This window comes from Ramlibacter sp., assembly GCF_036383835.1.
Taxonomy (GTDB): Bacteria; Pseudomonadota; Gammaproteobacteria; order Burkholderiales; family Burkholderiaceae_C; genus Ramlibacter.
Map to the genome: position 1 here is coordinate 1 of NZ_DASVNN010000037.1, position 21934 is coordinate 21934.

18 protein-coding genes are annotated in these 21934 nt (G+C 68.4%); 13 read left to right on the forward strand and 5 right to left on the reverse strand.

Annotated elements, in window-relative coordinates:
* Nucleotides 1-92: 92 nt before the first annotated feature.
* From ugpQ to ugpB, 5 genes are all read right to left on the reverse strand, one after another.
* The gene (ugpQ, locus tag VF522_RS06495; protein WP_330907418.1) at nucleotides 93-830 is read right to left on the reverse strand and encodes a glycerophosphodiester phosphodiesterase; all 738 of its coding nucleotides are present in this window, start codon (nucleotides 828-830) and stop codon (nucleotides 93-95) included.
* Entirely contained in the window at nucleotides 827-1837 is a 1011-nt protein-coding gene (locus VF522_RS06500) for a sn-glycerol-3-phosphate import ATP-binding protein UgpC (protein WP_330907419.1), read from the reverse strand. The genes ugpQ and VF522_RS06500 overlap by 4 nt, the downstream gene beginning before the upstream one ends.
* Before the next feature lie 2 nt (nucleotides 1838-1839).
* Nucleotides 1840-2694 carry a sn-glycerol-3-phosphate ABC transporter permease UgpE gene (gene ugpE / locus VF522_RS06505; RefSeq protein ID WP_330907420.1) on the reverse strand — a complete coding sequence of 285 codons (855 nt, stop codon included), beginning with the start codon at nucleotides 2692-2694 and terminating at the stop codon, nucleotides 1840-1842.
* 2 nt (nucleotides 2695-2696) lie between these two features.
* Nucleotides 2697-3578: a sn-glycerol-3-phosphate ABC transporter permease UgpA gene (ugpA, locus tag VF522_RS06510; protein WP_330907421.1), complete on the reverse strand. Its 882-nt coding sequence runs from the start codon at nucleotides 3576-3578 to the stop codon at nucleotides 2697-2699.
* Between the two features lie 143 nt (nucleotides 3579-3721).
* Nucleotides 3722-5032: a sn-glycerol-3-phosphate ABC transporter substrate-binding protein UgpB gene (gene ugpB / locus VF522_RS06515; RefSeq protein WP_330907422.1), complete on the reverse strand. Its 1311-nt coding sequence runs from the start codon at nucleotides 5030-5032 to the stop codon at nucleotides 3722-3724.
* A 186-nt stretch (nucleotides 5033-5218) separates the two neighbouring features.
* Here ugpB and VF522_RS06520 point away from each other — a divergent pair, with 186 nt between their 5' ends.
* From VF522_RS06520 to aspS, 13 genes are all read left to right on the forward strand, one after another.
* Entirely contained in the window at nucleotides 5219-9115 is a 3897-nt protein-coding gene (locus VF522_RS06520) for an FAD/FMN-binding oxidoreductase (RefSeq protein WP_330907423.1), read from the forward strand.
* Entirely contained in the window at nucleotides 9112-9549 is a 438-nt protein-coding gene (locus tag VF522_RS06525; protein ID WP_330907424.1) for an HIT family protein, read from the forward strand. The genes VF522_RS06520 and VF522_RS06525 overlap by 4 nt, the downstream gene beginning before the upstream one ends.
* Nucleotides 9550-9684: 135 nt before the next feature.
* On the forward strand, nucleotides 9685-11061 hold the full coding sequence (locus VF522_RS06530) for a FecR family protein (RefSeq protein ID WP_330907425.1): 1377 nt from the start codon (nucleotides 9685-9687) through the stop codon (nucleotides 11059-11061).
* Between the two features lie 73 nt (nucleotides 11062-11134).
* Nucleotides 11135-12772: a ShlB/FhaC/HecB family hemolysin secretion/activation protein gene (locus tag VF522_RS06535; protein WP_330907426.1), complete on the forward strand. Its 1638-nt coding sequence runs from the start codon at nucleotides 11135-11137 to the stop codon at nucleotides 12770-12772.
* A gap of 47 nt (nucleotides 12773-12819) precedes the next feature.
* The gene (locus VF522_RS06540) at nucleotides 12820-13230 is read left to right on the forward strand and encodes a DUF971 domain-containing protein (protein ID WP_330907427.1); all 411 of its coding nucleotides are present in this window, start codon (nucleotides 12820-12822) and stop codon (nucleotides 13228-13230) included.
* A 10-nt stretch (nucleotides 13231-13240) separates the two neighbouring features.
* Nucleotides 13241-13972: a bifunctional demethylmenaquinone methyltransferase/2-methoxy-6-polyprenyl-1,4-benzoquinol methylase UbiE gene (ubiE, locus tag VF522_RS06545; protein ID WP_330907428.1), complete on the forward strand. Its 732-nt coding sequence runs from the start codon at nucleotides 13241-13243 to the stop codon at nucleotides 13970-13972.
* Between the two features lie 31 nt (nucleotides 13973-14003).
* Nucleotides 14004-15014 carry a Tim44 domain-containing protein gene (locus tag VF522_RS06550; RefSeq protein WP_330907429.1) on the forward strand — a complete coding sequence of 337 codons (1011 nt, stop codon included), beginning with the start codon at nucleotides 14004-14006 and terminating at the stop codon, nucleotides 15012-15014.
* Between the two features lie 77 nt (nucleotides 15015-15091).
* On the forward strand, nucleotides 15092-15670 hold the full coding sequence (locus VF522_RS06555) for a hypothetical protein (protein WP_330907430.1): 579 nt from the start codon (nucleotides 15092-15094) through the stop codon (nucleotides 15668-15670).
* A complete protein-coding gene (gene ubiB / locus VF522_RS06560) occupies nucleotides 15667-17232 on the forward strand; it encodes a ubiquinone biosynthesis regulatory protein kinase UbiB (RefSeq protein ID WP_330907431.1) in 1566 nt (521 codons plus the stop codon). The genes VF522_RS06555 and ubiB overlap by 4 nt, the downstream gene beginning before the upstream one ends.
* A gap of 67 nt (nucleotides 17233-17299) precedes the next feature.
* On the forward strand, nucleotides 17300-18772 hold the full coding sequence (locus VF522_RS06565) for a sodium:solute symporter family protein (RefSeq protein WP_330907432.1): 1473 nt from the start codon (nucleotides 17300-17302) through the stop codon (nucleotides 18770-18772).
* Nucleotides 18773-18849: 77 nt separating this feature from the next.
* Entirely contained in the window at nucleotides 18850-19185 is a 336-nt protein-coding gene (locus tag VF522_RS06570; protein WP_330907433.1) for an FmdB family zinc ribbon protein, read from the forward strand.
* 8 nt (nucleotides 19186-19193) lie between these two features.
* Complete coding sequence (locus tag VF522_RS06575) at nucleotides 19194-19805, forward strand: DUF502 domain-containing protein (protein ID WP_330907434.1); 612 nt, start codon at nucleotides 19194-19196, stop codon at nucleotides 19803-19805.
* A gap of 50 nt (nucleotides 19806-19855) precedes the next feature.
* Complete coding sequence (gene aspS / locus VF522_RS06580; RefSeq protein WP_414709465.1) at nucleotides 19856-21643, forward strand: aspartate--tRNA ligase; 1788 nt, start codon at nucleotides 19856-19858, stop codon at nucleotides 21641-21643.
* Nucleotides 21644-21934 lie beyond the last annotated feature (291 nt).

Sequence of the window (21934 nt, forward strand, 5' to 3'; positions counted from 1 at the left end):
TCCACCAGGCGGACGCGGCGACGGCGGCGAAGTCCGTGGCGTACGCGACGGAGTACTTCCTCTCCGCGTTCGGAGCCGGCGCGAAGTAGCGGCTAGGGGGCGGGGGCGAAGAGGTCGACCCGGTCCGTGATGATCCCGTCCGTCCCGAGCTGCACCAACCGCTGTGCATCCTGCGACTCGTTCACCGTGTAACTCGAGCAGCGCATCCCCGCGCCATGCACCTGCGCCACGAGCTGCGGGGTCCACAGCCGGAAATTGCACACGATCGCCACGCACTGCAGCTGCCGCGCGATGTCGAACCAGCCATCCCACAGCGTGTCCAGCAGCAAGCCGCGCGGCAGCTGCGGCTGCGACTGCATGGCGCCTTGCAGCGACTCCGGCCGGAACGACGTCAGCAGCGGCGGCACCGCCTGCCCGGCCCAGATGCGGTTGGCGTAGTTCGCCACCACCTCGCCGGTCTTCGCCTCCACGCCCGGCGTCGGCTTGATCTCGATGTTCAGCAGGTGGCCGTTGGCCAGGCAGTAGCGCGCGATGTTCTCGAAGGTCGGCAGCGGCTCGCCCGCGTAGGCCCGCGAATGCCAGCCGCCCGCATCGAGCCGCGCCAGCTGGTCCCAGGGCTGGTCGCCGCCGGTGCCCACGCCATTGGTGGTGCGCTCCAGCGTGGCGTCGTGCATCAGGAAGGGCACGCCGTCGGCCGAGAGCTTCACGTCGCACTCGAACATGCGGTAGCCGTGGGACGCCCCCAGCTTGAACGCGGCGAGGGTGTTCTCCGGCGCCAGCTTGCCCGCGCCGCGATGCGCGACCCAGCGCGGGTACGGCCAATCCGTCATGCCGCGATCCGCTTGCCGCTCTCGCGATCGAACCAGTGCAGGCGATCTTCCCGCGGCTTCACGCGGATCACCTGGTCGGCCGCGGGCACCGGCTGGTGCTCCTCGATGCGGACGATGACCTGCTCGCCATTGAGCCGGCCGTAGACCAGGCGTTCGGCGCCCAGCATCTCCACCGTCTCGGTGCGCACTTCCCAGCCCGAGTCCGACACGTCGAGGTGCTCGGGCCGGATGCCGGTGATCGCGCCATTGCGGCCGCCTTGCACCTCCTTCAGCAGGTTCATGGGCGGCGAGCCGATGAAGCTGGCGACGAAGGTGGAGGCCGGCCGGTGGTACACCTCCTCGGGCGTGCCGAACTGCTCCATGCGGCCGGCGTTCATCACGATCATCCGCTGCGCCAGCGTCATCGCCTCGACCTGGTCGTGCGTGACGAAGAGGGAGGTGATGCCCAGCTCGCGGTGCAGTTTCTGGATCTCCAGCCGGGTCTGCGCGCGCAGCTTGGCGTCGAGATTGGACAGCGGCTCGTCGAACAGGAACACCTGCGGCTGCCGCACGATCGCGCGGCCCATCGCCACGCGCTGGCGCTGCCCGCCCGAGAGCTGGCGCGGCTTGCGTTCCAGCAGGTGCGAGAGCTCCAGGATCCCTGCCGCCTTGTCGACGCGGGCCTTGATCTCGTCCCGCGGCAGCTTTCGGATCTTCAGGCCGTAGGCCATGTTCTCGAACACGCTCATGTGCGGATAGAGCGCGTAGTTCTGGAACACCATGGCGATGTCGCGCTCGGCCGGCTCCAGGTCGTTCACGACGCGGCCGCCGATGTCGATCTCGCCGCCGCTGACCTCTTCCAGCCCGGCCACCATGCGCAGCAGCGTCGACTTGCCGCAGCCGGACGGCCCGACGATGACGATGAATTCGCGGTCGGCGATCTCGGCGTCGACGCCGTGAATCACCTGCAGCGCGGCCTTGCCGGTGCCGTAGACCTTGACGACGTTTCTCAGGGAAATGGATGCCATAGCTATTTCTCGGTATCGACGAGGCCCTTGACGAACCACTTCTGCATCAGGATCACGACGAGCGCCGGCGGCAGCATCGCGAGGATCGCCGTGGCCATCACGACGTTCCACTCCACGTAGATCTCGCCGAAGATCGCGCGCTTGATCCCCAGCACCACCGGGTACATGTCCTCGCTGGTCGTCACCAGCAGCGGCCAGAGGTACTGGTTCCAGCCGTAGATGAACTGGATGACGAACAGCGCCGCGATCGAGGTGCGCGACAGCGGCAGCAGCACGTCGAAGAAGAAGCGCATGGGGCCGGCGCCGTCCATGCGTGCCGCTTCCACCAGTTCGTCCGGCACGGTGAGGAAGAACTGCCGGAACAGGAAGGTGGCGGTGGCCGACGCGATCAGCGGCACCGTGAGGCCTGCGTAGGTGTTGAGCATGCCGAGGTCGGATACGACCTGGTAGGTCGGCCCGATGCGCACTTCCACCGGCAGCATCAGGGTGACGAAGATCATCCAGAACACCAGGTTGCGCGCCGGGAAGCGGAAGTACACGATCGCGAAGGCCGACAGCAGCGAGATCGCGATCTTGCCGATGGCGATGACCAGCGCGACCACGAGGCTCACCCACATCATCGGCAAGGCCGGCGCGATGGTCGAGCCCGAAGCCGTCTTGCCGCCGAACAGCGCAAGCTTGTACGTGTAGAGGAAGTTGCCGCCCGGCACCAGCGACAGCGGGTGGCTGGAGGTGATCTGCTCCGCCGTCTGCGTCGAGCCGATGATCGCCACGATCACCGGGAACATGACGATCGCCGCGCCGGCCAGCAGGACCAGGTGCGAGAAGAAGGTGAGCCAGGGACGCCGTTCGATCATCTTCAGTACTGCACTTTCTTCTCGACGAAGCGGAACTGGATGACCGTCAGCGCGACGACGATGAGCATCAGCACCACCGACTGCGCGGCCGAGCCGTTGATGTCCAGCGCCTTGAAGCCGTCGTAGTAGACCTTGTAGACCAGGATCGCCGTCTCCTTGCCCGGGCCGCCGTGCGTGGCCGCGTCGACGATCGCGAAGGTCTCGAAGAAGGCGTAGATGACGTTGATCACCAGCAGGAAGAAGGTGGTGGGCGACAGCAGCGGGAACACGATGCTCCAGAAGCGCTTCCAGGGCGTCGCGCCGTCGATGGTGGCGGCTTCGATCAGCGAATGCGGGATCGACTGCAGGCCGGCCAGGAAGAACAGGAAGTTGTAGGAGATCTGCTTCCACACCGCCGCGATCACGATCAGCGCCATGGCGTGGTTGGCGTCCAGCAGGTGGTTCCAGGGGATGCCCATCGCCTGCAGCGCGTAGCTGATCACGCCGTAGGGCGAGGCGAACAGCATCAGCCACAGCACGCCGGCCACCACCGGCGCCACCGCATAGGGCCACACCAGCAGCGTCTTGTAGACCGAGGCGCCGCGGATGACCCGGTTGGCCATCACCGCGAGCAGCAGCGCGATGGACAGCCCGGAGAAGGCCACCAGCGCCGAGAACAGCGCGGTGGTCTTGAACGACTCCAGGTAGCTCTCGTCGTCGAACAGGCGCTGGAAATTCTCCATGCCGACGAACTCGCTGCTGCCGCCGAACGCGTCCTGCAGCATCACGCTCTGGAACAGCGCCTGGGCGGCCGGCCAGAAGAAGAACACCAGGACGACGGCGACCTGCGGCGCGACCAGCACCCAGGGCAGCCACCACGACTTGAATCGGACCCTCTTCTCCATGGCGGGCTATTGTCTCCGAATGGCTGAGACACGACGATCCCCGTCATCCCCGCGCAGGCGGGGATCCAGGGCTTCCACGAAAAAGCCCCGCACTGCGGGGCTTTCCTCCAGCGCCCTGGGCCCCCGCCTGCGCGGGGGTGACATCAGGACTTGTTGGCTTTCTGGAAACGCTCCAGTTGTTCGTTGCCGCGCTTCACCGCGGTGTCCAGCGCCTCCTTCGGCGCTTTCGCCCCGCGCCACACGCCTTCCATCTCCTCGTCGATGATGGTGCGGATCTGCAGGAAGTTGCCCAGGCGCACGCCGCGCGACTTGTCGGTCGTCTTGCGGACCATCTGGTTCACCGAGACGTCGAAGCCGGGGTTCTGCTTGTAGAAGCCGGACTTCTCGGTCAGGTCGAACGAAGCCTTGGTGACCGGCAGGTAGCCGGTGCGCTGGTGGCTCTTGGCCGCCACTTCCGGCTGCGAGAGGTAGTCCAGGAAGCGGGCCACGCCCTTGTATTCCTCGGGCTTCTTGCCCGACATCACCCACAGGCTGGCGCCGCCGATCACGGTGTTCTGCGGCGCGCCCTGCACGTCCGGGTAGTAGGGCAGGGTGCTGATGCCGTAGCCGAACTTGCCGTTGCGCTTCACGTTGCCGGACAGGCCGGAGGAGCCCGTGATCATGGCGCACTCGCCGGACACGAAGGTCGCGTCGGCGGCGTTGTCGCGGCCCTTGTAGACGAACAGGCCGCTCTTGGCCATGTTGGCCAGGTTCTCGATGTGGCGCACGTGCAGCGGGCTGTTGAAGGCCAGGCGCGTGTCGAGGCCGCCGAAGCCGTTGTTCTTCGTCGCGTACAGCACGTTGTGCCAGGCCGAGAAGCTCTCCAGCTGCGTCCAGCTGACCCAGCTGGTGGTGAAGGGGCACTTGTGGCCGGAGGCCTTCAGCTTGGCGGCGGCGAGCGCCACTTCGGGCCAGGTCCTGGGCGGCTTCTCGGGATCGAGGCCGGCGGCCTTGAAGGCGTCCTTGTTGTAGTGGAAGACGGGCGTGGAGCTGTTGAAGGGGTAGCTCAGCATCTGCCCGTTGGGGGCGGTGTAGTAGCCCGCCACCGCGGGCACGTACACGCCGGGATCGAACTTGAGCCCGGCGTCCTTCATCACCTTGGCCACGGGCACGATGGCGCCCTTGGCGTTCATCATGGTGGCGGTGCCGACTTCGAAGATCTGGATGATGTGCGGTGCGTTGCCGGCGCGGTAGGCGGCGATGCCGGCGGTCATCGACTCGGGATAGCTGCCCTTGAAGGTGGGCACGATCCTGTAGTCCTTCTGGCTGGCATTGAAGTCCTTGGCGAGGTCGTTGACCCATTCGCCGAGGGCGCCGCCCATGGAGTGCCACCACTGGATCTCGGTCTGCGCCCGGGCCGGGGCCGCGGCGAAGACGGCGGCGCACAAGGCCAGCGCAGAAAGCTTCAATTTCATCGACTCACTCCTGTTCGGATGCCTGAAAAGGGCATGACTCTACGGTTTGTTTGTGACGCGCATTAGACAGAGCGCCTTCCCCAGCGGCAAGCGGGTTTCCGATAGCCCACGCAAGTGTGACTTGCTGCGCTGCGGTAACATCCTCGTTCAGCCGAGGTGCGCATTGGCTGACATAGCCCTGACCCGATGAACGCCCCGACGACAATCGAACACCTGATGGCGGCAGTCGACGGCGAAACGCCGCGGCTGCGCGAGATCCCCTACAACTACACCTCGTTCTCCGACCGCGAGATCGTCATCCGCCTGCTCGGCTCCCGGGCCTGGGAAGTCCTGAACCGCCTGCGCGAGGAGCGCCGCACCGGCCGCTCGGCCCGCATGCTGTACGAGGTGCTGGGCGACGTCTGGGTCGTGCAGCGCAATCCCTACCTGCAGGACGACCTGCTGGACAACCCGAAGCGCCGCCGCCAGCTGGTGGAGGCCCTGCACCATCGCGTCGCGGAGATCGAGAAGCGGCGCGACCCCGCCGGCGACGCGCAGCGCGACGCCTTGGTGGGCGAGTTGCTGGAAGCCACCCGCGTGGCCGTGCGCAACTTCGATGCGACCTTCGACCAGACGGCGCAGCTGCGCACGCGCGCGCAGCGACTGCTACGGAAGTACACGGCCAAGGACAACATCAAGTTCGACGGCCTGTCCCGCGTGTCGCACGTGACCGACGCCACCGACTGGCGGGTCGAATATCCCTTCGTGGTGCTCACGCCCGACACCGAGGCCGAGATGGCCGGGCTGGTCAAGGGCTGCATCGAGCTGGGCCTGACCATCATCCCGCGCGGCGGCGGCACCGGCTATACCGGCGGCGCGATCCCGCTCACCTGGAAGAGCGCGGTGATCAACACCGAGAAGCTCGAGGCCATGAGCGAGATGGAGCGGGTCGCCATCCCCGGCCACGACCAGCCGGTGCCGACGATCTGGACCGAAGCGGGCGTGGTGACGCAGCGCGTGTCCGACGCGGCCGAGCGCGGTGGCTTCGTGTTCGCGGTGGACCCGACGTCGGCCGAAGCGTCCTGCATCGGCGGCAACATCGCCATGAACGCCGGCGGCAAGAAGGCCGTGCTGTGGGGCACCGCGCTGGACAACCTCGTGTCCTGGCGCATGGTCACGCCCGACGCGCAGTGGCTGGAAGTGGTCCGCCTGGACCACAACCTCGGCAAGATCCACGACGCGCCGGTCGCCACCTTCGAGCTGCGCTACTTCGAAGCCGACAAGCGCATCGACTGGGACAAGCCGGCGCGCACCGAGCGCCTGGAAATCCCCGGCGCGCGCTTCCGCAAGGAAGGCCTGGGCAAGGACGTCACCGACAAGTTCCTCTCCGGCCTGCCCGGCATCCAGAAGGAAGGCTGCGACGGCCTGATCACCAGCGCCCGCTGGGTGGTGCACCGCATGCCGGCCCACACCCGCACGGTGTGCCTGGAGTTCTTCGGCAACGCCAGGGACGCCGTGCCCAGCATCGTCGAGATCAAGGACTTCATGTTCGCCGAGCAGGGCCGCACCGGCACCGTGCTGGCCGGCCTGGAGCACCTGGACGACCGCTACCTGAAGGCGGTGGGCTACTCCACCAAGTCCAAGCGCGCGGTGCTGCCCAAGATGGTGCTGATCGGCGACATCGCCGGCGACGATCCCGACGCGGTGGCGCGCGCCACCTCGGAGGTCGTGCGCATGGCCAACTCGCGCAGCGGGGAGGGCTTCATCGCGGTCAGCCCCGAGGCGCGCAAGAAGTTCTGGCTGGACCGCAAGCGCACTGCCGCCATCAGCAAGCACACCAACGCCTTCAAGATCAACGAAGACGTGGTGATCCCGCTGCCGCGGATGGCCGAATACACCGACGGCATCGAGCGCATCAACATCGAGCTGTCGCTGCGCAACAAGATCCAGCTGGCCAACGAGCTGGAAGCCTTCTTCTCGCGCGGCAACCTGCCGCTGGGCAAGCAGGACGACGCCGGCGAGATCCCTTCGGCGGAACTGCTGGAAGACCGGGTGCAGCAGGCGCTGGCCCTGGTGCGCGACGTGCGCACGCAGTGGCAGGGCTGGCTGGACGAAGTCGCGACGCTGTTCCCGCAGCTGCAGGACCACACCCTGCGGGCGAGCTGGAAGACGCAGATCCGCGCGCCGCTGGCCGCGATCTTCTCCGGCGACCCGTTCGCGCCCATCCTCGGCGAGGTGAACGCGATCCACAAGCGCGTGCTCAAGGGCCGCGTGTGGGTGGCGCTGCACATGCACGCCGGCGACGGCAACGTGCACACCAACATCCCCGTCAACAGCGACGACTACCGGATGCTGCAGACGGCGCACGAGGCCGTGAAGCGCATCATGGCGCTGGCCCGTTCGCTGGACGGCGTGATTTCCGGCGAGCACGGCATCGGCATCACCAAGCTCGAGTTCCTCACCGACGAGGAGATCGCGCCCTTCGCCGACTACAAGCAGCGCGTCGACCCGGAAGGCCGCTTCAACAAGGGCAAGCTGCTGCGCTCCACCGAACGCGCCGCGGTCGATGCCGACACCTCGGTGTACGCCGACCTGACCAACGCCTACACGCCGTCCTTCGGCCTGATGGGCCACGAGTCGATCATCATGCAGCAGTCGGACATCGGCGCGATCGCCGATTCCATCAAGGACTGCCTGCGCTGCGGCAAGTGCAAGCCGGTGTGCGCCACGCACGTGCCGCGCGCCAACCTGCTGTACAGCCCGCGCAACAAGATCCTCGCGACCTCGCTGCTGGTCGAGGCCTTCCTGTACGAGGAGCAGACGCGCCGCGGCGTGTCGCTCAAGCACTGGGAGGAGTTCGAGGACGTGTCGGACCATTGCACGGTCTGCCACAAGTGCGTGAATCCCTGCCCGGTGAAGATCGACTTCGGCGACGTGTCGATGAACATGCGCAACCTGCTGCGCAAGATGGGGCAGAAGAGCTTCCGTCCCGGCAACGCCGCGGCGATGATGATGCTCAACGCCACCAACCCGAAGACGATCAAGGCGATCCGCGCCGGCATGGTGGGCCTGGGCTTCAAGGCCCAGCGCATGGGCAACAACCTGCTGCGCGGCTTCGCGCACCTGCAGGTCACGCGCCCGCCGGAGACGCACTTCCCCGCTCCCGTCAAGGAGCAGGTGATCCACTTCATCAACAAGAAGCTGCCCGCGGGGCTGCCGAACAAGACGGCGCGCGCGTTGCTGGACATCGAGGACAAGGACTACGTCCCGATCATCCGCGACCCGCAGGCCACCACTTCGGAAAGCGAAGCGGTCTTCTACTTCCCGGGCTGCGGCTCCGAGCGCCTGTTCTCGCAGGTGGGCCTGGCCACGCAGGCCATGCTGTGGCACGCCGGCGTGCAGACCGTGCTGCCCCCGGGTTACCTGTGCTGCGGCTATCCGCAGCGCGGCTCCGGCCAGTTCGACAAGGCCGAGAAGATGATCACCGACAACCGGGTGCTGTTCCACCGCGTGGCCAACACGCTGAACTACCTGGACATCAAGACGGTGGTGGTCTCCTGCGGCACCTGCTACGACCAGCTCCAGGGCTACGAGTTCGACAAGATCTTCCCGGGCTGCCGCATCATCGACATCCACGAGTACCTGCTGGAGAAGGGCATCAAGCTGGAGGGCGCGGGCGGCTACCTGTACCACGACCCCTGCCACACGCCCATGAAGCTGCAGGACCCGATGAAGACGGTGAAGGCGCTGGTGGGCGACCAGGTACGCAAGTCCGAGCGCTGCTGCGGCGAGTCGGGCACCTTCGGCGTCACCCGGCCCGACGTCGCCACGCAGGTCCGCTTCCGCAAGGAGGAGGAACTGCGCAAGGACGAAGCCGCGCTGCGCGCTTCGGGCGCCGTGCCGGAGAAGGGCAACATCAAGATCCTCACCAGCTGCCCCAGCTGCCTGCAGGGCATGCACCGCTACAACCACGACCTGCAGAACGGCCTGCTGGAAGCCGACTACATCGTGGTGGAGATGGCGAGCAAGATCCTGGGCGCCGACTGGATGAAGGATTACGTGAAGGCCGCCAACGCCGGCGGCATCGAGCGGGTGCTGGTATGAGCAGGCTCGCCGGCTGCCCGCTGTGCGACGAGTCCGGCGGGCGCCTGGTGTTCCAGGCGCCGAAGTGGCGCCTGATCCACGCGCAGGAGGCCGGCTTCCCCGGCTTCTACCGCATCGTGTGGCAGGACCACGCGCGCGAGTTCTCGCATCTCCCGCGGGCCGACCGCATGGCCTGCATGGACGCGGTCACCGCGGTGGAGGGGGCGATGCTGCGCCACCTGCAGCCGATCAAGGTGAACGTCGCCGCCCTGGGCAACGTGGTGCCGCACCTGCACTGGCACGTGATCGCGCGCTTCGACTGGGACAGCCACTTCCCCGGCCCGGTGTGGGCGCAGCCGCAGCGGGAGGCCGAGGCCGCCCGCGTGGCGGACGTCGCGCGCCGGCTGCCGGCGCTGGAGCAGGAGCTCCTTTCGGTGCTGCCGCGGGTCGCCTGAACCGGGGCGGGCTCGTGAAATCCCGCACGTCGTGGCGGGTCCGCTCTCCCGGACGGGGGCGTGTGCCTCTGCGGCAAGCGTGTATAACCCGGTGGTTCGAATTCCGGTTGCAACACCGGTGACCGGAGGTTCGTCATGCGCGCCGCACAACGCCGAATCCCCTGGCTTGCGTCCCTGGCCTTCCTGGCATTGGCGCTGGCCGCGCCTTTCACCCACGCGCAGTCGGCGGGCGAGGTGGAGTTCTCGCGCGGCGTCGGTTTCGCGCAGACGCCCGGCGAAGGCCCGCGTACGCTGGGCCGCGGCCTCGCACTGCGCGAGGGCGACCGCCTGACCACCTCCGAGGGCGCCTCGGCCATCATCCGGCTCAATGACGGCACGCGCATGACCGTGCGGCCCAATTCGGAGCTGGTGCTGCAGCAGTACCAGTTCCGCGAGAACGCGCCGGACAACAGCTTCCTGCTGCAGCTGGTGCGCGGCGGCCTGCGGGCCTTCACCGGCGTGATCTCGAAGAACTCGCCCAACGCGGCGCGCATCCAGACCAGCACCGCCACCATCGGGATCCGCGGCACCGACTTCGACGCGCGCCTGTGCAGCGGCGACTGCGCGCAGGAATCCAGCCAGATCCCGGACGCCGCCCGGCCCAACGCGGTGCAGGCGAGCGCCAAGATCGTCGGCGCGCAGGGCGAGATCTTCGCCTCCAATGCGGCCGGCGAACGCCGGCGGCTGGTCAACGGTGGCAGCGTCTACCCGGGCGACGTCGTCGAGACGTCGCGCGGCGGCCAGGCCGTGCTGGCGTTCCGCGACGAGACCCGCATCACGCTCGGTTCGCAGACGCGCTTTCGCGTCGACAACTTCGTCTACGACAACGGCAATGCGGGCGACGGCCGCTTCCTCGCTTCGATCCTGCGCGGCTCGGTGCGCGCCCTGACCGGCCTCATCGCCCGGGCCAACAACCGCAACGTCGGCTTCAGCACGAACACCGCCACCATCGGCATCCGCGGCACCGGCTTCGACGTGCAGTGCACCGGGCCTTGCGCCGGCGAGCCGGGCGAACCGGACACCGGCCTGACGCTGTGGACCTGGCTGGGCGCGATCGAGGTGGGCCAGGCCGGCCAGACCGCGCTGCAGGTGCTGCAGGCGGGGCAGGGGCTCTTCATCCCCGCGACCGGCCCCATCCAGCCCGTCCTCAATCAGCCCGACATGAACACGCCGCGCCCCGACCAGGTCGACGTGCCCGGCAACCTGTTCTCCGCCGGCGACGTGAACGACGCCTCGGAAGGCCTGTTCGTGTTCGTGCGCGACGGCCACGTCGAGATCGCCACGGCCCGCGAGGTGCTGCACCTCGGCCGCGGCGAGGCGGGCTTCGCGGGCACGGCTGGCGACACGATCCGGCCGACGTTCGTGCCCAAGTTCCTGGACTTCGACCGGATCCCGCTGCCGACCTCGCGCAACCCGATGCTTTCCAGCATCCTGGGCGAGTCGGGGATCCGCAGCGCCCAGGTCTGCAAGTAAGCCTTTGCGCGGGTGACAAGGCGCCGCCCGCTGCCGAGAATGGCGCGACCCTAGAACGAGAGCGGCAAGAAACATGAAGCGACGATTCGTTCCGCCGCGGGCCCCGCGGCCTGCCCTGCTGGCGCTGGCCGCGGCCGCGGCCGCCACCGTCGCCGGCGCGCAGGCGCCCGCGGTCCCTTCGCTTCCGCGCAGCATGCCACCGATGGCGGCGCCCGCCGCCAGCCCGGTGTTCGCGATCCGCGGCTTCCGCGTCGAAGGCGAGAACCCGCTCGGCGATGCGGCCACGCAGCGCGTGCTGGCGCCCTTCGTGCGGCCCGACGCCACCCTGCGGACGCTGCAGCAGGCGACCGCCGCGCTGGAGGAGGCCCTGCGCGACCATGGCTTCGGCCTGCACCGGGTGGCGCTGCCGCCGCAGGAAGTGGGCGCCACGGTGCGGCTGCAGGTCGTGAAGTTCGCCATCGGCAAGGTCGGCGTCGAGGGCGCGAGCTTCTACGACGAGGGCAACGTCCGCCGCACGCTGCCGGAGCTGCGCGAAGGCGAGAGCCCGAACTTCCGCACCCTCGCGATCCAGACGGCGATCGCCAACGAGAACCCGAACAAGCAGGTGCAGGTGCGGCTGCGCGAATCCGAGGAGCCGGACCGGATCGACGCGACCGTCACGGTGAAGGAGAAGCGCCCCTGGACCGTGGGCGCCACCCTCTCCAACCTGGGCTCCAAGGCAACCGGCCGCGACCGCTTCACCGTGGCACTGGGCCACACCAACCTGTTCAACCGCGACCACCAGTTCGTCGGCGCCTACACCACCTCCCTGGAGCGTCCGGGCGACGTGAAGCAGCTGGGCCTCAGCTACAAGGTTCCGCTCTACGCGCAGGGCGGCGTGCTGGGCGCCACCTACGTGCGCTCCGACGTCGTCGGCAACTTCGGCGCCTTCGACGTCACCGGCGCGGGCCATTCCCTCGGCCTCAACTACCTGCTGTACCTGCCGCCCAAGGGCGGGCGCCGCAGCTACGTCAACTTCGCGATCCAGGACAAGGTGTTCGACCGCCTGCTGGTGAGCGGCGTCGCCGCCACGATGGACCGCCGCAGCCGCCCGGTCACGGTGGGCTACACGGCGCGCACCGAGACCGACGACGCCGCCTGGGGCTACAACGTGGAGCTCGCCTGGAACACCGGCAGCGGCGCCAACAACGACCTCGCCTCCTACCGCAGCGAGGACCCGCGGATCGACACCGTGCACTGGAAGGCCGTGCGCGGCCTTGCGGCCTACACCGCGCCGTTCGCGCGGACCTGGCTGTGGACGGTGCGCGGCGCCTTCCAGGCCAGCCCCGACGCGCTGATCGCCGGCGAACGCTACGGCCTGGGCGGCATCGGCTCGATCCGCGGCACCGAGGTCGAGCGGCCCATCTCGGGCGACAGCGGTGCGTCCGGCACGATGGAATTGAGCACGCCCGAGCTGTCGCCCGGCCTGCGCCTGCACGGCTTCGTCGACGCCGGCGTGCTGCGCAACCACAACGCGGATGGCCTGGGCCGGCCCGGCTCCGACGCCATCGCCAGCGTCGGCGTGGGACTGCGCTTCGAGCGCGGTCCCATCTCGGCCGGCGCCGACTACGGCTACGTCGTCGACGGCAGCAAGGTGCCGCTGACCGTCAATTCCTTCGCCCCGAAACGCGGCGACGACCGTTTCTACATCACGCTCACGGTCAAGTATTGACGCGGGAGCCTGCTGCGCACGCTCCCGGCTGCGCTTAAACTGCCGACATGGCAGGACTGCGCAGCGAAACTCCCCTTCCCGAGGCGATCACCCTGCACGGGCAATCGCGCGTGCTGGAGGTCGGCTTTGCCGACGGTTCCTTGTTCCGCATCCCCTTCGAGCTGATGCGCGTGTTCTCGCCCTCCGCCGAGGTGCAGGGCCACGGCCCGGGGCAGGAGGTGCTGCAGACGGGCAAGCGCGAGGTCGACGTGGTGTCGCTGGAGCCCGTGGGCAACTACGCGGTCAAGCCGACCTTCTCCGACGGCCACGACAGCGGCATCTTCTCCTGGGACTACCTGTACTTCCTGGGCACGCAGCAGGCGCAGCTCTGGGAGGACTACCAGCGCCGGCTGCAGGAAGCGGGCGTGGACCGCGACGCCCCCATGGCCGCCAAGGCCGGCCACGCCTGCGGGCACTAGGACGCGAAGCATGAGCGACACGCACTTCGGCTTCGAGACCGTCGACGAACGCGACAAGGCGCGGAAGGTCCGCGGCGTCTTCGACTCGGTGGCGCCGCGCTACGACGTGATGAACGACCTGATGTCGATGGGCCTGCACCGCGCCTGGAAGGCGTTCACGGTGCTGGTGGCCGACGTGCGGCCGGGCCACCGCGTGCTGGATCTCGCGGGCGGCACGGGCGACCTGGCCCAGGCGTTTGCGAAAAAGGCCGGCAGCGAGGGACTGGTGGTCCACACCGACATCAACCTGTCCATGCTGCGCGTCGGACGCGACCGGCTGCTCGATGGCGGCCTGGTCCTGCCGACCGCCGTGTGCGACGCGGAGAAACTGCCGTTCGAGTCCGAAAGCTTCGACCGCGTCAGCGTGGGCTTCGGCCTGCGCAACATGACGCACAAGGACCGCGCCCTGGCGGAGATGCACCGGGTGCTGAAACCGGGCGGCAAGCTGCTCGTGCTGGAGTTTTCCAAGGTGGCGCGACCGCTGGAAAAGGCGTATGACTGGTATTCGTTTTCGGTGCTTCCGCGCCTGGGCCGGCTGATCGCGCGCGACGAGGCGAGCTACCGCTACCTCGCCGAGTCGATCCGCATGCATCCCGGGCAGGAGGAGCTGAAGACGCTGATGAAGGCGAGCGGCTTCGGGCACGTGGACTATCACAACCTGACCGCCGGCGTCGCGGCCCTGCACGTTGCAATCAAGTGCTGAGGCCGCATCTGGGGCTTGCAAGGAGACCGCAATGAAACTCTGGACCGTTCTATTGGCCGGCGTGCTGGCCCTCGGGGCCCTCGACGCGGACGCGGCCCGCCGCCTGGGCGGCGGCGGCTCGATCGGCCGCCAGTCGTCCAACGTGACGCAGCGGCAGTCCGCGCCGCCGGCGGCGCCGAACGCAGCGCCGCAACAACGGCAGGCCACGCAACCGTCGGCCGCACCCGCGACGCCCGCCACGCAGCCGGCGCGCCGCGGCTTCGGCGGCATCCTGGGCGGCCTCGCCGCCGGCCTGGGGCTGGCCTGGCTGGCGCACACCCTGGGCTTCGGTGCAGCCTTCGGCAACATCCTGCTGATCGCGCTGCTGGCCGTCGTCGTCATGGCCGTCGTCGGCATGGTGATGCGCCGCCGCCAGGGCGCCGCCCCGATGCAGCGCACCGGCGGCTACGCCTGGCAGGGCGCCGGCGCTTCCGCCGATGCGCCCGCTTCCCCGCCGCAATACAACCCGGCCAAGGTGGGCAACGACGCTTCGGCACGTCCCTGGGAGGACCCGACCTCCGGCTTCGGCCAGGCGCGCGACACCGGCGGCATCCGCATCGGCTCCGCGCTGGCCGGCCAGCCGCGCGGCGTGCTGGAAGGCTCGCAGAACTGGGGCGTTCCGGCCGGCTTCGACACCGAGGGCTTCCTGGCCGCGGCCAAGCGCAATTTCACGACCCTGCAGGACGCCTGGGACCGCTCCGACATGGGCACCCTGCGCGGCATGATGACCGACGAGATGCTGCAGGAGATCCGCGGCCAGATCGCCGAGCGCGACCGCCAGCCGGCGCCGGCCGCCGCCCGAACCGACATCGTGATGCTCGAGGCGCAGCTGCTGGGCATCGAGGAACTCGGCACCGAGTACCTGGCCAGCGTGGAGTTCTCCGGCCTGATCCGCGAGGAGCCCACCGCCGGCCCGGTGCCCTTCCGCGAGGTCTGGAACATGCTCAAGCCCAAGGACGGCTCCGCCGGCTGGCTGGTGGCGGGGGTGCAGGCACTCCAGTAGGCGTTGGGCGTTGGGCGTTGAGCGGGAGACACGCTGAACGCCCGACGCTGAACGCTGAGCGAACATAATCGGGGGCTATGGCGACACAGCCCCCTTCTTCTTTCCTGGACCAGCTTTTCGACCGTGCCGGCCGCGTGTTCCAGCCGCCGCAATGGGTCATCGACGAGGTGCAGCGTCGCCTGGTGCTGCTGTTCAACCACGTGCTGCAGCAGGAAGCGGAGGCGCAGGCCCGGCTCAAGCGCCAGGCTGGTCGCGTCGTCGAGGCCCACTGGCGCCAGTTCAGCATGCGCCTGCAGGCGACGCCCGCCGGCCTGCTGGACCTCGCGCCGGCCACCGCGCAACCGGACCTGACGCTCACCGTCGCCCAGGATTCGCCCTTCTCGCTGGCCCAGGCCGCGCTGCGCGGCGAGAAGCCGGCGGTGCGCATCGCCGGCGACGTGCAGCTCGCCGCCGAGGTGCAGTGGCTGGTGGACCACGTGCGCTGGGACATCGAGGAAGACCTCGCCCGGGTGTTCGGCGACGCGCCGGCGCACGCCATCGGCGAGGTGCTGCGCAAGATGGCCGCCGCCCTGCGGCAGTTCGCCGGCCGCGGCGCCGCCCCCGGCGGCACGCCGGCTCCCGCGGCGCCCAACGGACCGGGGCAGGCGGGCGGATGACCCGCTACTTTCGCGCCGCCTTCATCTTCTGGGTGATCGTCCGCTACGGGCTGGACGAACTCGCCCTGTCCGGCTTCCGGCTCGGATGGCTGGCCCGCATCGTCACCTTCGGCCGCCGGCGCCAGCTCGATGCCCCGCGCGGCCAGCGGCTGCGCCAGGCGCTCGAACACCTGGGCCCGATCTTCGTGAAGTTCGGGCAGGTGCTGTCCACCCGCCGCGACCTGCTGCCGACCGACATCGCCGACGAACTGGCCTTGCTGCAGGACCGCGTCCCGCCGTTTCCCTCCGAAGTGGCCGTGGCGACCATCGAGCGGTCCTTCCGCCGCCCCATCTCCGCGATCTTCGAGACCTTCGACCGCGAGCCGGTGGCCAGCGCCTCGATCGCGCAGGTGCACTTCGCCACGGTGCGCCTGCGCAGCGGCGAGATCCGCGAAGTCGCGGTCAAGGTGCTGCGCCCGGGCGTGCTGCCGGTGATCAACAAGGACCTCGACCTGATGCGCATGATGGCGCGCTGGGTCGAGGCCGTGTCGCACGACGCCCGGCGCCTCAAGCCGCGCGAGGTGGTCGCCGAATTCGACAAGTACCTGCACGACGAACTGGACCTCGTGCGCGAGGCCGCCAACGCGGCGCAGCTGCGCCGGAACATGGCGAGCCTGCACCTGGTGATGATCCCGGAGATGTACTGGGACTTCGTGCACCCGGAAGTGATCGTCATGGAGCGCATGACGGGCCTGCCGATCAGCCAGACCGAACGTCTGCGCGAGGCCGGCGTCGACCTGCGGCAGCTGGCGCGCGACGGCGTCACCATCTTCTTCACCCAGGTGTTCCGCGACGGCTTCTTCCACGCCGACATGCACCCCGGCAACATCCAGGTGAGCGTGGCCCCCGGCACCTTCGGCCGCTACATCTCGCTGGACTTCGGGATCATCGGCACGCTCACCGAGTTCGACAAGGACTACCTGGCGCAGAACTTCACCGCCTTCTTCCGGCGCGACTACAAGCGGGTGGCGGAGCTGCACATCGAGTCGGGCTGGGTGCCGCCCGGCACGCGGGTGGACGAACTGGAAGGCGCGGTGCGCACCGTCTGCGAGCCGTACTTCGACCGGCCGCTGCGCGAGATCTCGCTGGGCATGGTGCTCATGCGCCTGTTCCAGATGTCGCGCCGCTTCAACGTCGACATCCAGCCGCAGCTGGTCCTGCTGCAGAAGACGCTGCTGAACATCGAGGGCCTCGGCCGCCAGCTCGATCCGGACCTGGACTTGTGGAACACGGCCAAGCCCTTCCTCGAGAAGTGGATGCTGGACCAGATCGGCCCGCAGAAGGCCTGGCAGGAGCTGCGCGACCAGGCGCCGCGCTTCGCCAAGATCCTGCCCGAGCTGCCGCGTCTGGTGCACGCCTACCTGCAGGACCGCCACCACACCCTGCGCGACGAGATGCGCGAGTTGCTGACCGAGCAGCGCCGCACCAACCGGCTGCTGCAAGGCATCGTTTACGTGGGCCTGGGTTTCGCTCTGGCCATCGCCGTGATGCAATTGCTCCGCGGCCGTATCCTGTTCTTCTAGCGCGCCGTCGAGGCGTTACGGTCGAGTATCATCCCGCTGCCCTCGGAGGGGCGTTGGGGGACCATCGATGAATTACACGCTGATCACCTTCGTCGTCCTGTACCTGCTCGGGACGCTCGCCATCGGCGTCTGGGCCGGCACCCGCATCAAGAACACCTCCGACTTCGCGATCGCCGGCCGCAGCCTGCCGCTGATCATGGTGGTCACCACCACCTTCGCCACCTGGTTCGGCGCCGAGACGGTGATGGGCATCCCGGCCAAGTTCGTCCAGGGCGGCCTCAACGCGATCGTCGAAGACCCGTTCGGCGCCGGCACCTGCCTGATCCTGGTGGGCCTGTTCTTCGCGACCAAGCTCTACAAGCAGAACCTGCTGACCATCGGCGACTTCTACCGCCGGCGCTACGGGCGCGGCATCGAGGTGTTCTGCTCGCTGGCGATCATCCTCAGCTACCTCGGCTGGGTCGCGGCGCAGATCACCGCGCTGGGGCTCGTCTTCTCGGTGCTCACCAACGGCGCCATGTCCGAGACCACCGGCATGATCGTCGGCACCCTCGCGGTGCTGGTCTACGTGGTGATCGGCGGCTTCCTGGCCGTGGCCTGGACCGACTTCATCCAGATGATCGTGCTGGTGATCGGCCTGTCGGTCATCGCCGTCTTCGCGGCGGACCTCGCCGGCGGCGCCGACAAGGTGGTGGCGCTGGCGTCCACCCAGGACCTGTGGAAGTTCTTCCCGCCCCCGAGCTTCACCGAGATCGCCTTCTTCATCGGCGCCGGCCTGACCATGATGCTCGGGAGCATCCCGCAGCAGGACGTGTTCCAGCGCGTGATGTCGGCCAGGGACGCCGACACCGCCCGCAGGGGCGCGGTGATCGGCGGCGCCTCCTACATCCTGTTCGCCTTCGTGCCGATGTTCATCGTGGCCGCGGCGGTGGTGGTGATGGGCAACAGCGCCCTGGAGCTGGCCAAGAACGACTACCAGCGCCTGCTGCCGACCTTCATCCTCACCAAAATGCCGCTGGTGATGCAGATCCTGTTCTTCGGGGCGCTGCTGTCGGCCATCAAGAGCACCTCGTCGGCCACGCTGCTGGCGCCTTCGACCAGCTTCGTCGAGAACATCCTGAAGAACCTGCGTCCCGGCATGAAGGACAAGGAGCAGCTGTTCGCGATGCGCGTGACGATCGTGGTGTTCACGGCCACGGTGCTGGCCTATGCCATCGCGATGAAGGGCACGTCGATCTACGACCTGGTGTCGGCGGCCTACCAGGTGACCCTGGTCGGCGCCTTCGTGCCGCTCGTGATGGGCATCTACTGGAAGCGGGCGACCACCCAGGGCGCGATCTTCTCGGTGGCGGCGGGCATCGCCGTGTGGGCGCTGTTCTTCCCGCAGGTCGGGGGCGAGGCCCTGAGCAAGGCCTTCCCGGGCCAGCTGGCCGGCCTGATCGCCGCCTTCGCCGGGATGATCGCCGGCTCGCTGCTGCCGCAGCTCCTGCAGAATCGCCACGAGGCGGTCAAGCACGTCGCCGGCCTGCCGGCGCAGTAGGCTGACCCCGCGCCGGGGTTGAGATTTCGAGGGTCCCCTATAATTTCGGGCTTTGCACCCCTCGACCTGACACAGCCATGCCCATCTACGCCTACCAGTGCGGCTCCTGTGGCCACGCCAAGGACGTCCTGCAAAAGATCTCCGACGCCCCCCTGAGCACCTGCCCGTCCTGCGGCGCGGAATCCTTCACCAAGCAGATCACCGCCGCTGGCTTCCAGCTCAAGGGTTCGGGCTGGTATGTGACGGATTTCCGGAGCGGCAACAGCGGCTCGTCGACGTCCAAGCCCGCGGACAAGCCGGCCGACAAGCCGGCCGAGGGCGCCAAGACCGAAAGCAGCACCCCTCCCGCCACCAAGACCGACGCGCCCAGCGCCTCGGCGGGCGGCTGCGGCGCGTCCTGCGCCTGCCGCTGAAGCGCCCGATGGCTGCCCTGCGCAAATGGCTGCTGGCGGGGCTGCTCGTCATCGTTCCGGTGGCCATCACGGTCGCCGTGCTCCGCTGGGTCATCGAGACCCTCGACCAGACGCTGCTGATCCTGCCGGAAGCCTGGCAGCCTGACCGCCTGATCGGCTTCCACATCCCCGGCTTCGGCGTGCTGCTGACGCTGGCGATCCTGCTGATCGCGGGCGCCGTCGCCAGCAATTTCTTCGGCCGCAAGCTGGTCTCGCTGGGCGACCGCGTGGTGACGCGCATCCCGGTCGTCCGCTCGATCTATTCCAGCGTCAAGCAGGTCTCCGACACGCTGTTCTCCGAAAGCGGCAACGCCTTCCGCACCGCGGTGCTGGTGCAGTGGCCGCGGCCGGACGTCTGGACCATCGGCTTCGTCACGGGCGCGCCCGGCGGCGACGTCGTCAACTACCTCCGGGGCGAGGAATACCTCAGCGTCTACGTGCCGACGACGCCCAACCCCACCGGCGGTTATTTCGTGATGCTGCGCAAGAGCGACTGCATCGAACTCAAGATGAGCGTGGACGACGCGCTCAAGTACGTGGTGTCCATGGGCGTCGTCGCGCCTCCCATCACGAATCGATAAGCCGGCTCGCAGCCGGCGGTATTGCCGAAAGCATTCCCATGTCCCAATCCATGCGTACGACCTATTGTGGTCTGGTGACCGAAGCCCTGCTCGGCCAGACCGTGACCCTGTGCGGCTGGGTCAATCGCCGGCGCGACCACGGCGGCGTGATCTTCGTCGACCTGCGCGACCGCGAAGGCTACGTGCAGGTGGTGTGCGACCCGGACCGCCCGGAGATGTTCAAGACGGCCGAAGGCCTGCGCAACGAGTTCTGCATCCAGGTGAAGGGCGTGGTGCGCGCGCGTCCGGCCGGCACGACCAACGACAACCTCAAGAGCGGCAAGATCGAGGTGCTGTGCCACGAGCTCGTGGTGCTGAATCCGTCGGTCACGCCCCCGTTCCAGCTCGATGACGAGAACCTGTCGGAGACGACGCGCCTGCTGCACCGCGTGCTGGACCTGCGCCGCCCGTACATGCAGAACAACCTGATGCTGCGCTACCGCGTGACGATGGAAGTGCGCAAGTTCCTGGACGCCAACGGCTTCATCGACATCGAGACGCCGATGCTGACCAAGAGCACGCCGGAAGGCGCGCGCGACTACCTGGTGCCTTCGCGCGTGCACGACGGCATGTTCTTCGCGCTGCCGCAGTCGCCGCAGCTGTTCAAGCAGCTGCTGATGGTGGCCGGCTTCGACCGCTACTACCAGATCACCAAGTGCTTCCGCGACGAGGACCTGCGCGCGGACCGCCAGCCCGAGTTCACGCAGATCGACGTGGAGACCTCCTTCCTGAAGGAGGAGGAGATCCGCACGATGTTCGAGGGCATGATCCGCAGCACCTTCCAGAACGTGCTGGGCGTCGACATCGGCGCCTTCCCCGTGATGCAGCACGCCGACGCCATGCGCCTGTACGGCTCCGACAAGCCGGACCTGCGCGTGAAGCTGGAGTTCACCGAGCTCACCAACGTCATGAAGGACGTCGACTTCAAGGTGTTCTCCGGCCCGGCGAACGCCGAGGACGGCCGCGTGGTCGGCCTGCGCGTGCCCGGCGGCGGCGAGATGAGCCGCGGCGAGATCGACGGCTACACCGAGTTCGTGAAGATCTACGGCGCCAAGGGCCTGGCCTGGGTCAAGGTCAACGAGGCCGCGAAGGGCCGTGAAGGCCTGCAGTCGCCCATCGTGAAGAACCTGCACGACCGCGCGATCGCCGAGATCCTCAAGCGCACCGGCGCGCAGGACGGCGACCTGGTCTTCTTCGGCGCCGACAAGGCCAAGGTGGTGAACGACGCCATCGGCGCGCTGCGCGTGAAGGTGGGCCACAGCGAGTTCGGCAAGGGCAAGGGCCTGGTCGAAGGCGCGTGGCGGCCGCTGTGGGTCGTGGACTTCCCGATGTTCGAGTTCGACGAGGACGCCCAGCGCTGGAACGCGGTGCACCATCCCTTCACCTCGCCCAAGGACGGCCACGAGGACTGGCTGGAAACCGACCCGGGCCGTTGCGTGGCCAAGGCCTACGACGCGGTGCTCAATGGGATCGAGCTGGGCGGCGGCTCGGTCCGTATCCACCGCGAGGACGTCCAGAGCAAGGTGTTCCGCGCGCTGAAGATCGACGCCGAGGAAGCCAAGGCGAAGTTCGGCTTCCTGCTGGACGCGCTGCAGTACGGCGCGCCCCCGCACGGCGGCATCGCCATCGGCCTGGACCGCTTCGTCATGCTGATGACGGGCGCCGAATCGCTGCGCGACGTGATCGCCTTCCCCAAGACCCAGCGCGCCCAGGACCTGCTGACCCAGGCGCCGGGCCCGGTCGACGAGAAGCAGTTGCGCGAACTGCACATCCGCCTGCGGAATACGCAGGCGGCCTGATCCCCGTCATCCCCGCGCAGGCGGGGATCCGGGGCATTCGAATTGAAGCGGCGCTGTGGCGCCGCTTCCCGCTTTCGAGCATCGGGGCGCGTCGCGGCAGGCGGTGCGCGGTGTGGGCCCGCTGGGGCGGCGTCCCCCTCGCTTCCGCTTCGGGGGCAAACCTGAAAGTCGGATCCCGGCGCCGCCACGCGAAGAACTCCTCTGGAGTTTGCCCGCGCGCGGGCAAACTCCAGACTCGAACAGCTTCGCGAGCCAGAAACGTACGCACGGCTCGATACGCCCTACGGGCTC

Excerpts from the sequence above, each read along its gene's own strand:
- VF522_RS06575 (WP_330907434.1), top strand. The coding sequence starts at position 19,194 with ATGGCTGCCCTGCGCAAATGGCTGCTGGCGGGGCTGCTCGTCATCGTT.
- ugpE (WP_330907420.1), bottom strand. The coding sequence starts at position 2,694 with ATGATCGAACGGCGTCCCTGGCTCACCTTCTTCTCGCACCTGGTCCTG.
- ugpA (WP_330907421.1), bottom strand. The coding sequence starts at position 3,578 with ATGGAGAAGAGGGTCCGATTCAAGTCGTGGTGGCTGCCCTGGGTGCTG.
- ubiB (WP_330907431.1), top strand. The coding sequence starts at position 15,667 with ATGACCCGCTACTTTCGCGCCGCCTTCATCTTCTGGGTGATCGTCCGC.
- VF522_RS06525 (WP_330907424.1), top strand. The coding sequence starts at position 9,112 with ATGAGCAGGCTCGCCGGCTGCCCGCTGTGCGACGAGTCCGGCGGGCGC.
- VF522_RS06540 (WP_330907427.1), top strand. The coding sequence starts at position 12,820 with ATGGCAGGACTGCGCAGCGAAACTCCCCTTCCCGAGGCGATCACCCTG.
- ubiE (WP_330907428.1), top strand. The coding sequence starts at position 13,241 with ATGAGCGACACGCACTTCGGCTTCGAGACCGTCGACGAACGCGACAAG.
- VF522_RS06500 (WP_330907419.1), bottom strand. The coding sequence starts at position 1,837 with ATGGCATCCATTTCCCTGAGAAACGTCGTCAAGGTCTACGGCACCGGC.
- VF522_RS06535 (WP_330907426.1), top strand. The coding sequence starts at position 11,135 with ATGAAGCGACGATTCGTTCCGCCGCGGGCCCCGCGGCCTGCCCTGCTG.
- VF522_RS06520 (WP_330907423.1), top strand. The coding sequence starts at position 5,219 with ATGAACGCCCCGACGACAATCGAACACCTGATGGCGGCAGTCGACGGC.
- VF522_RS06565 (WP_330907432.1), top strand. The coding sequence starts at position 17,300 with ATGAATTACACGCTGATCACCTTCGTCGTCCTGTACCTGCTCGGGACG.
- VF522_RS06530 (WP_330907425.1), top strand. The coding sequence starts at position 9,685 with ATGCGCGCCGCACAACGCCGAATCCCCTGGCTTGCGTCCCTGGCCTTC.
- aspS (WP_414709465.1), top strand. The coding sequence starts at position 19,856 with ATGCGTACGACCTATTGTGGTCTGGTGACCGAAGCCCTGCTCGGCCAG.
- VF522_RS06555 (WP_330907430.1), top strand. The coding sequence starts at position 15,092 with ATGGCGACACAGCCCCCTTCTTCTTTCCTGGACCAGCTTTTCGACCGT.
- VF522_RS06550 (WP_330907429.1), top strand. The coding sequence starts at position 14,004 with ATGAAACTCTGGACCGTTCTATTGGCCGGCGTGCTGGCCCTCGGGGCC.
- VF522_RS06570 (WP_330907433.1), top strand. The coding sequence starts at position 18,850 with ATGCCCATCTACGCCTACCAGTGCGGCTCCTGTGGCCACGCCAAGGAC.
- ugpQ (WP_330907418.1), bottom strand. The coding sequence starts at position 830 with ATGACGGATTGGCCGTACCCGCGCTGGGTCGCGCATCGCGGCGCGGGC.
- ugpB (WP_330907422.1), bottom strand. The coding sequence starts at position 5,032 with ATGAAATTGAAGCTTTCTGCGCTGGCCTTGTGCGCCGCCGTCTTCGCC.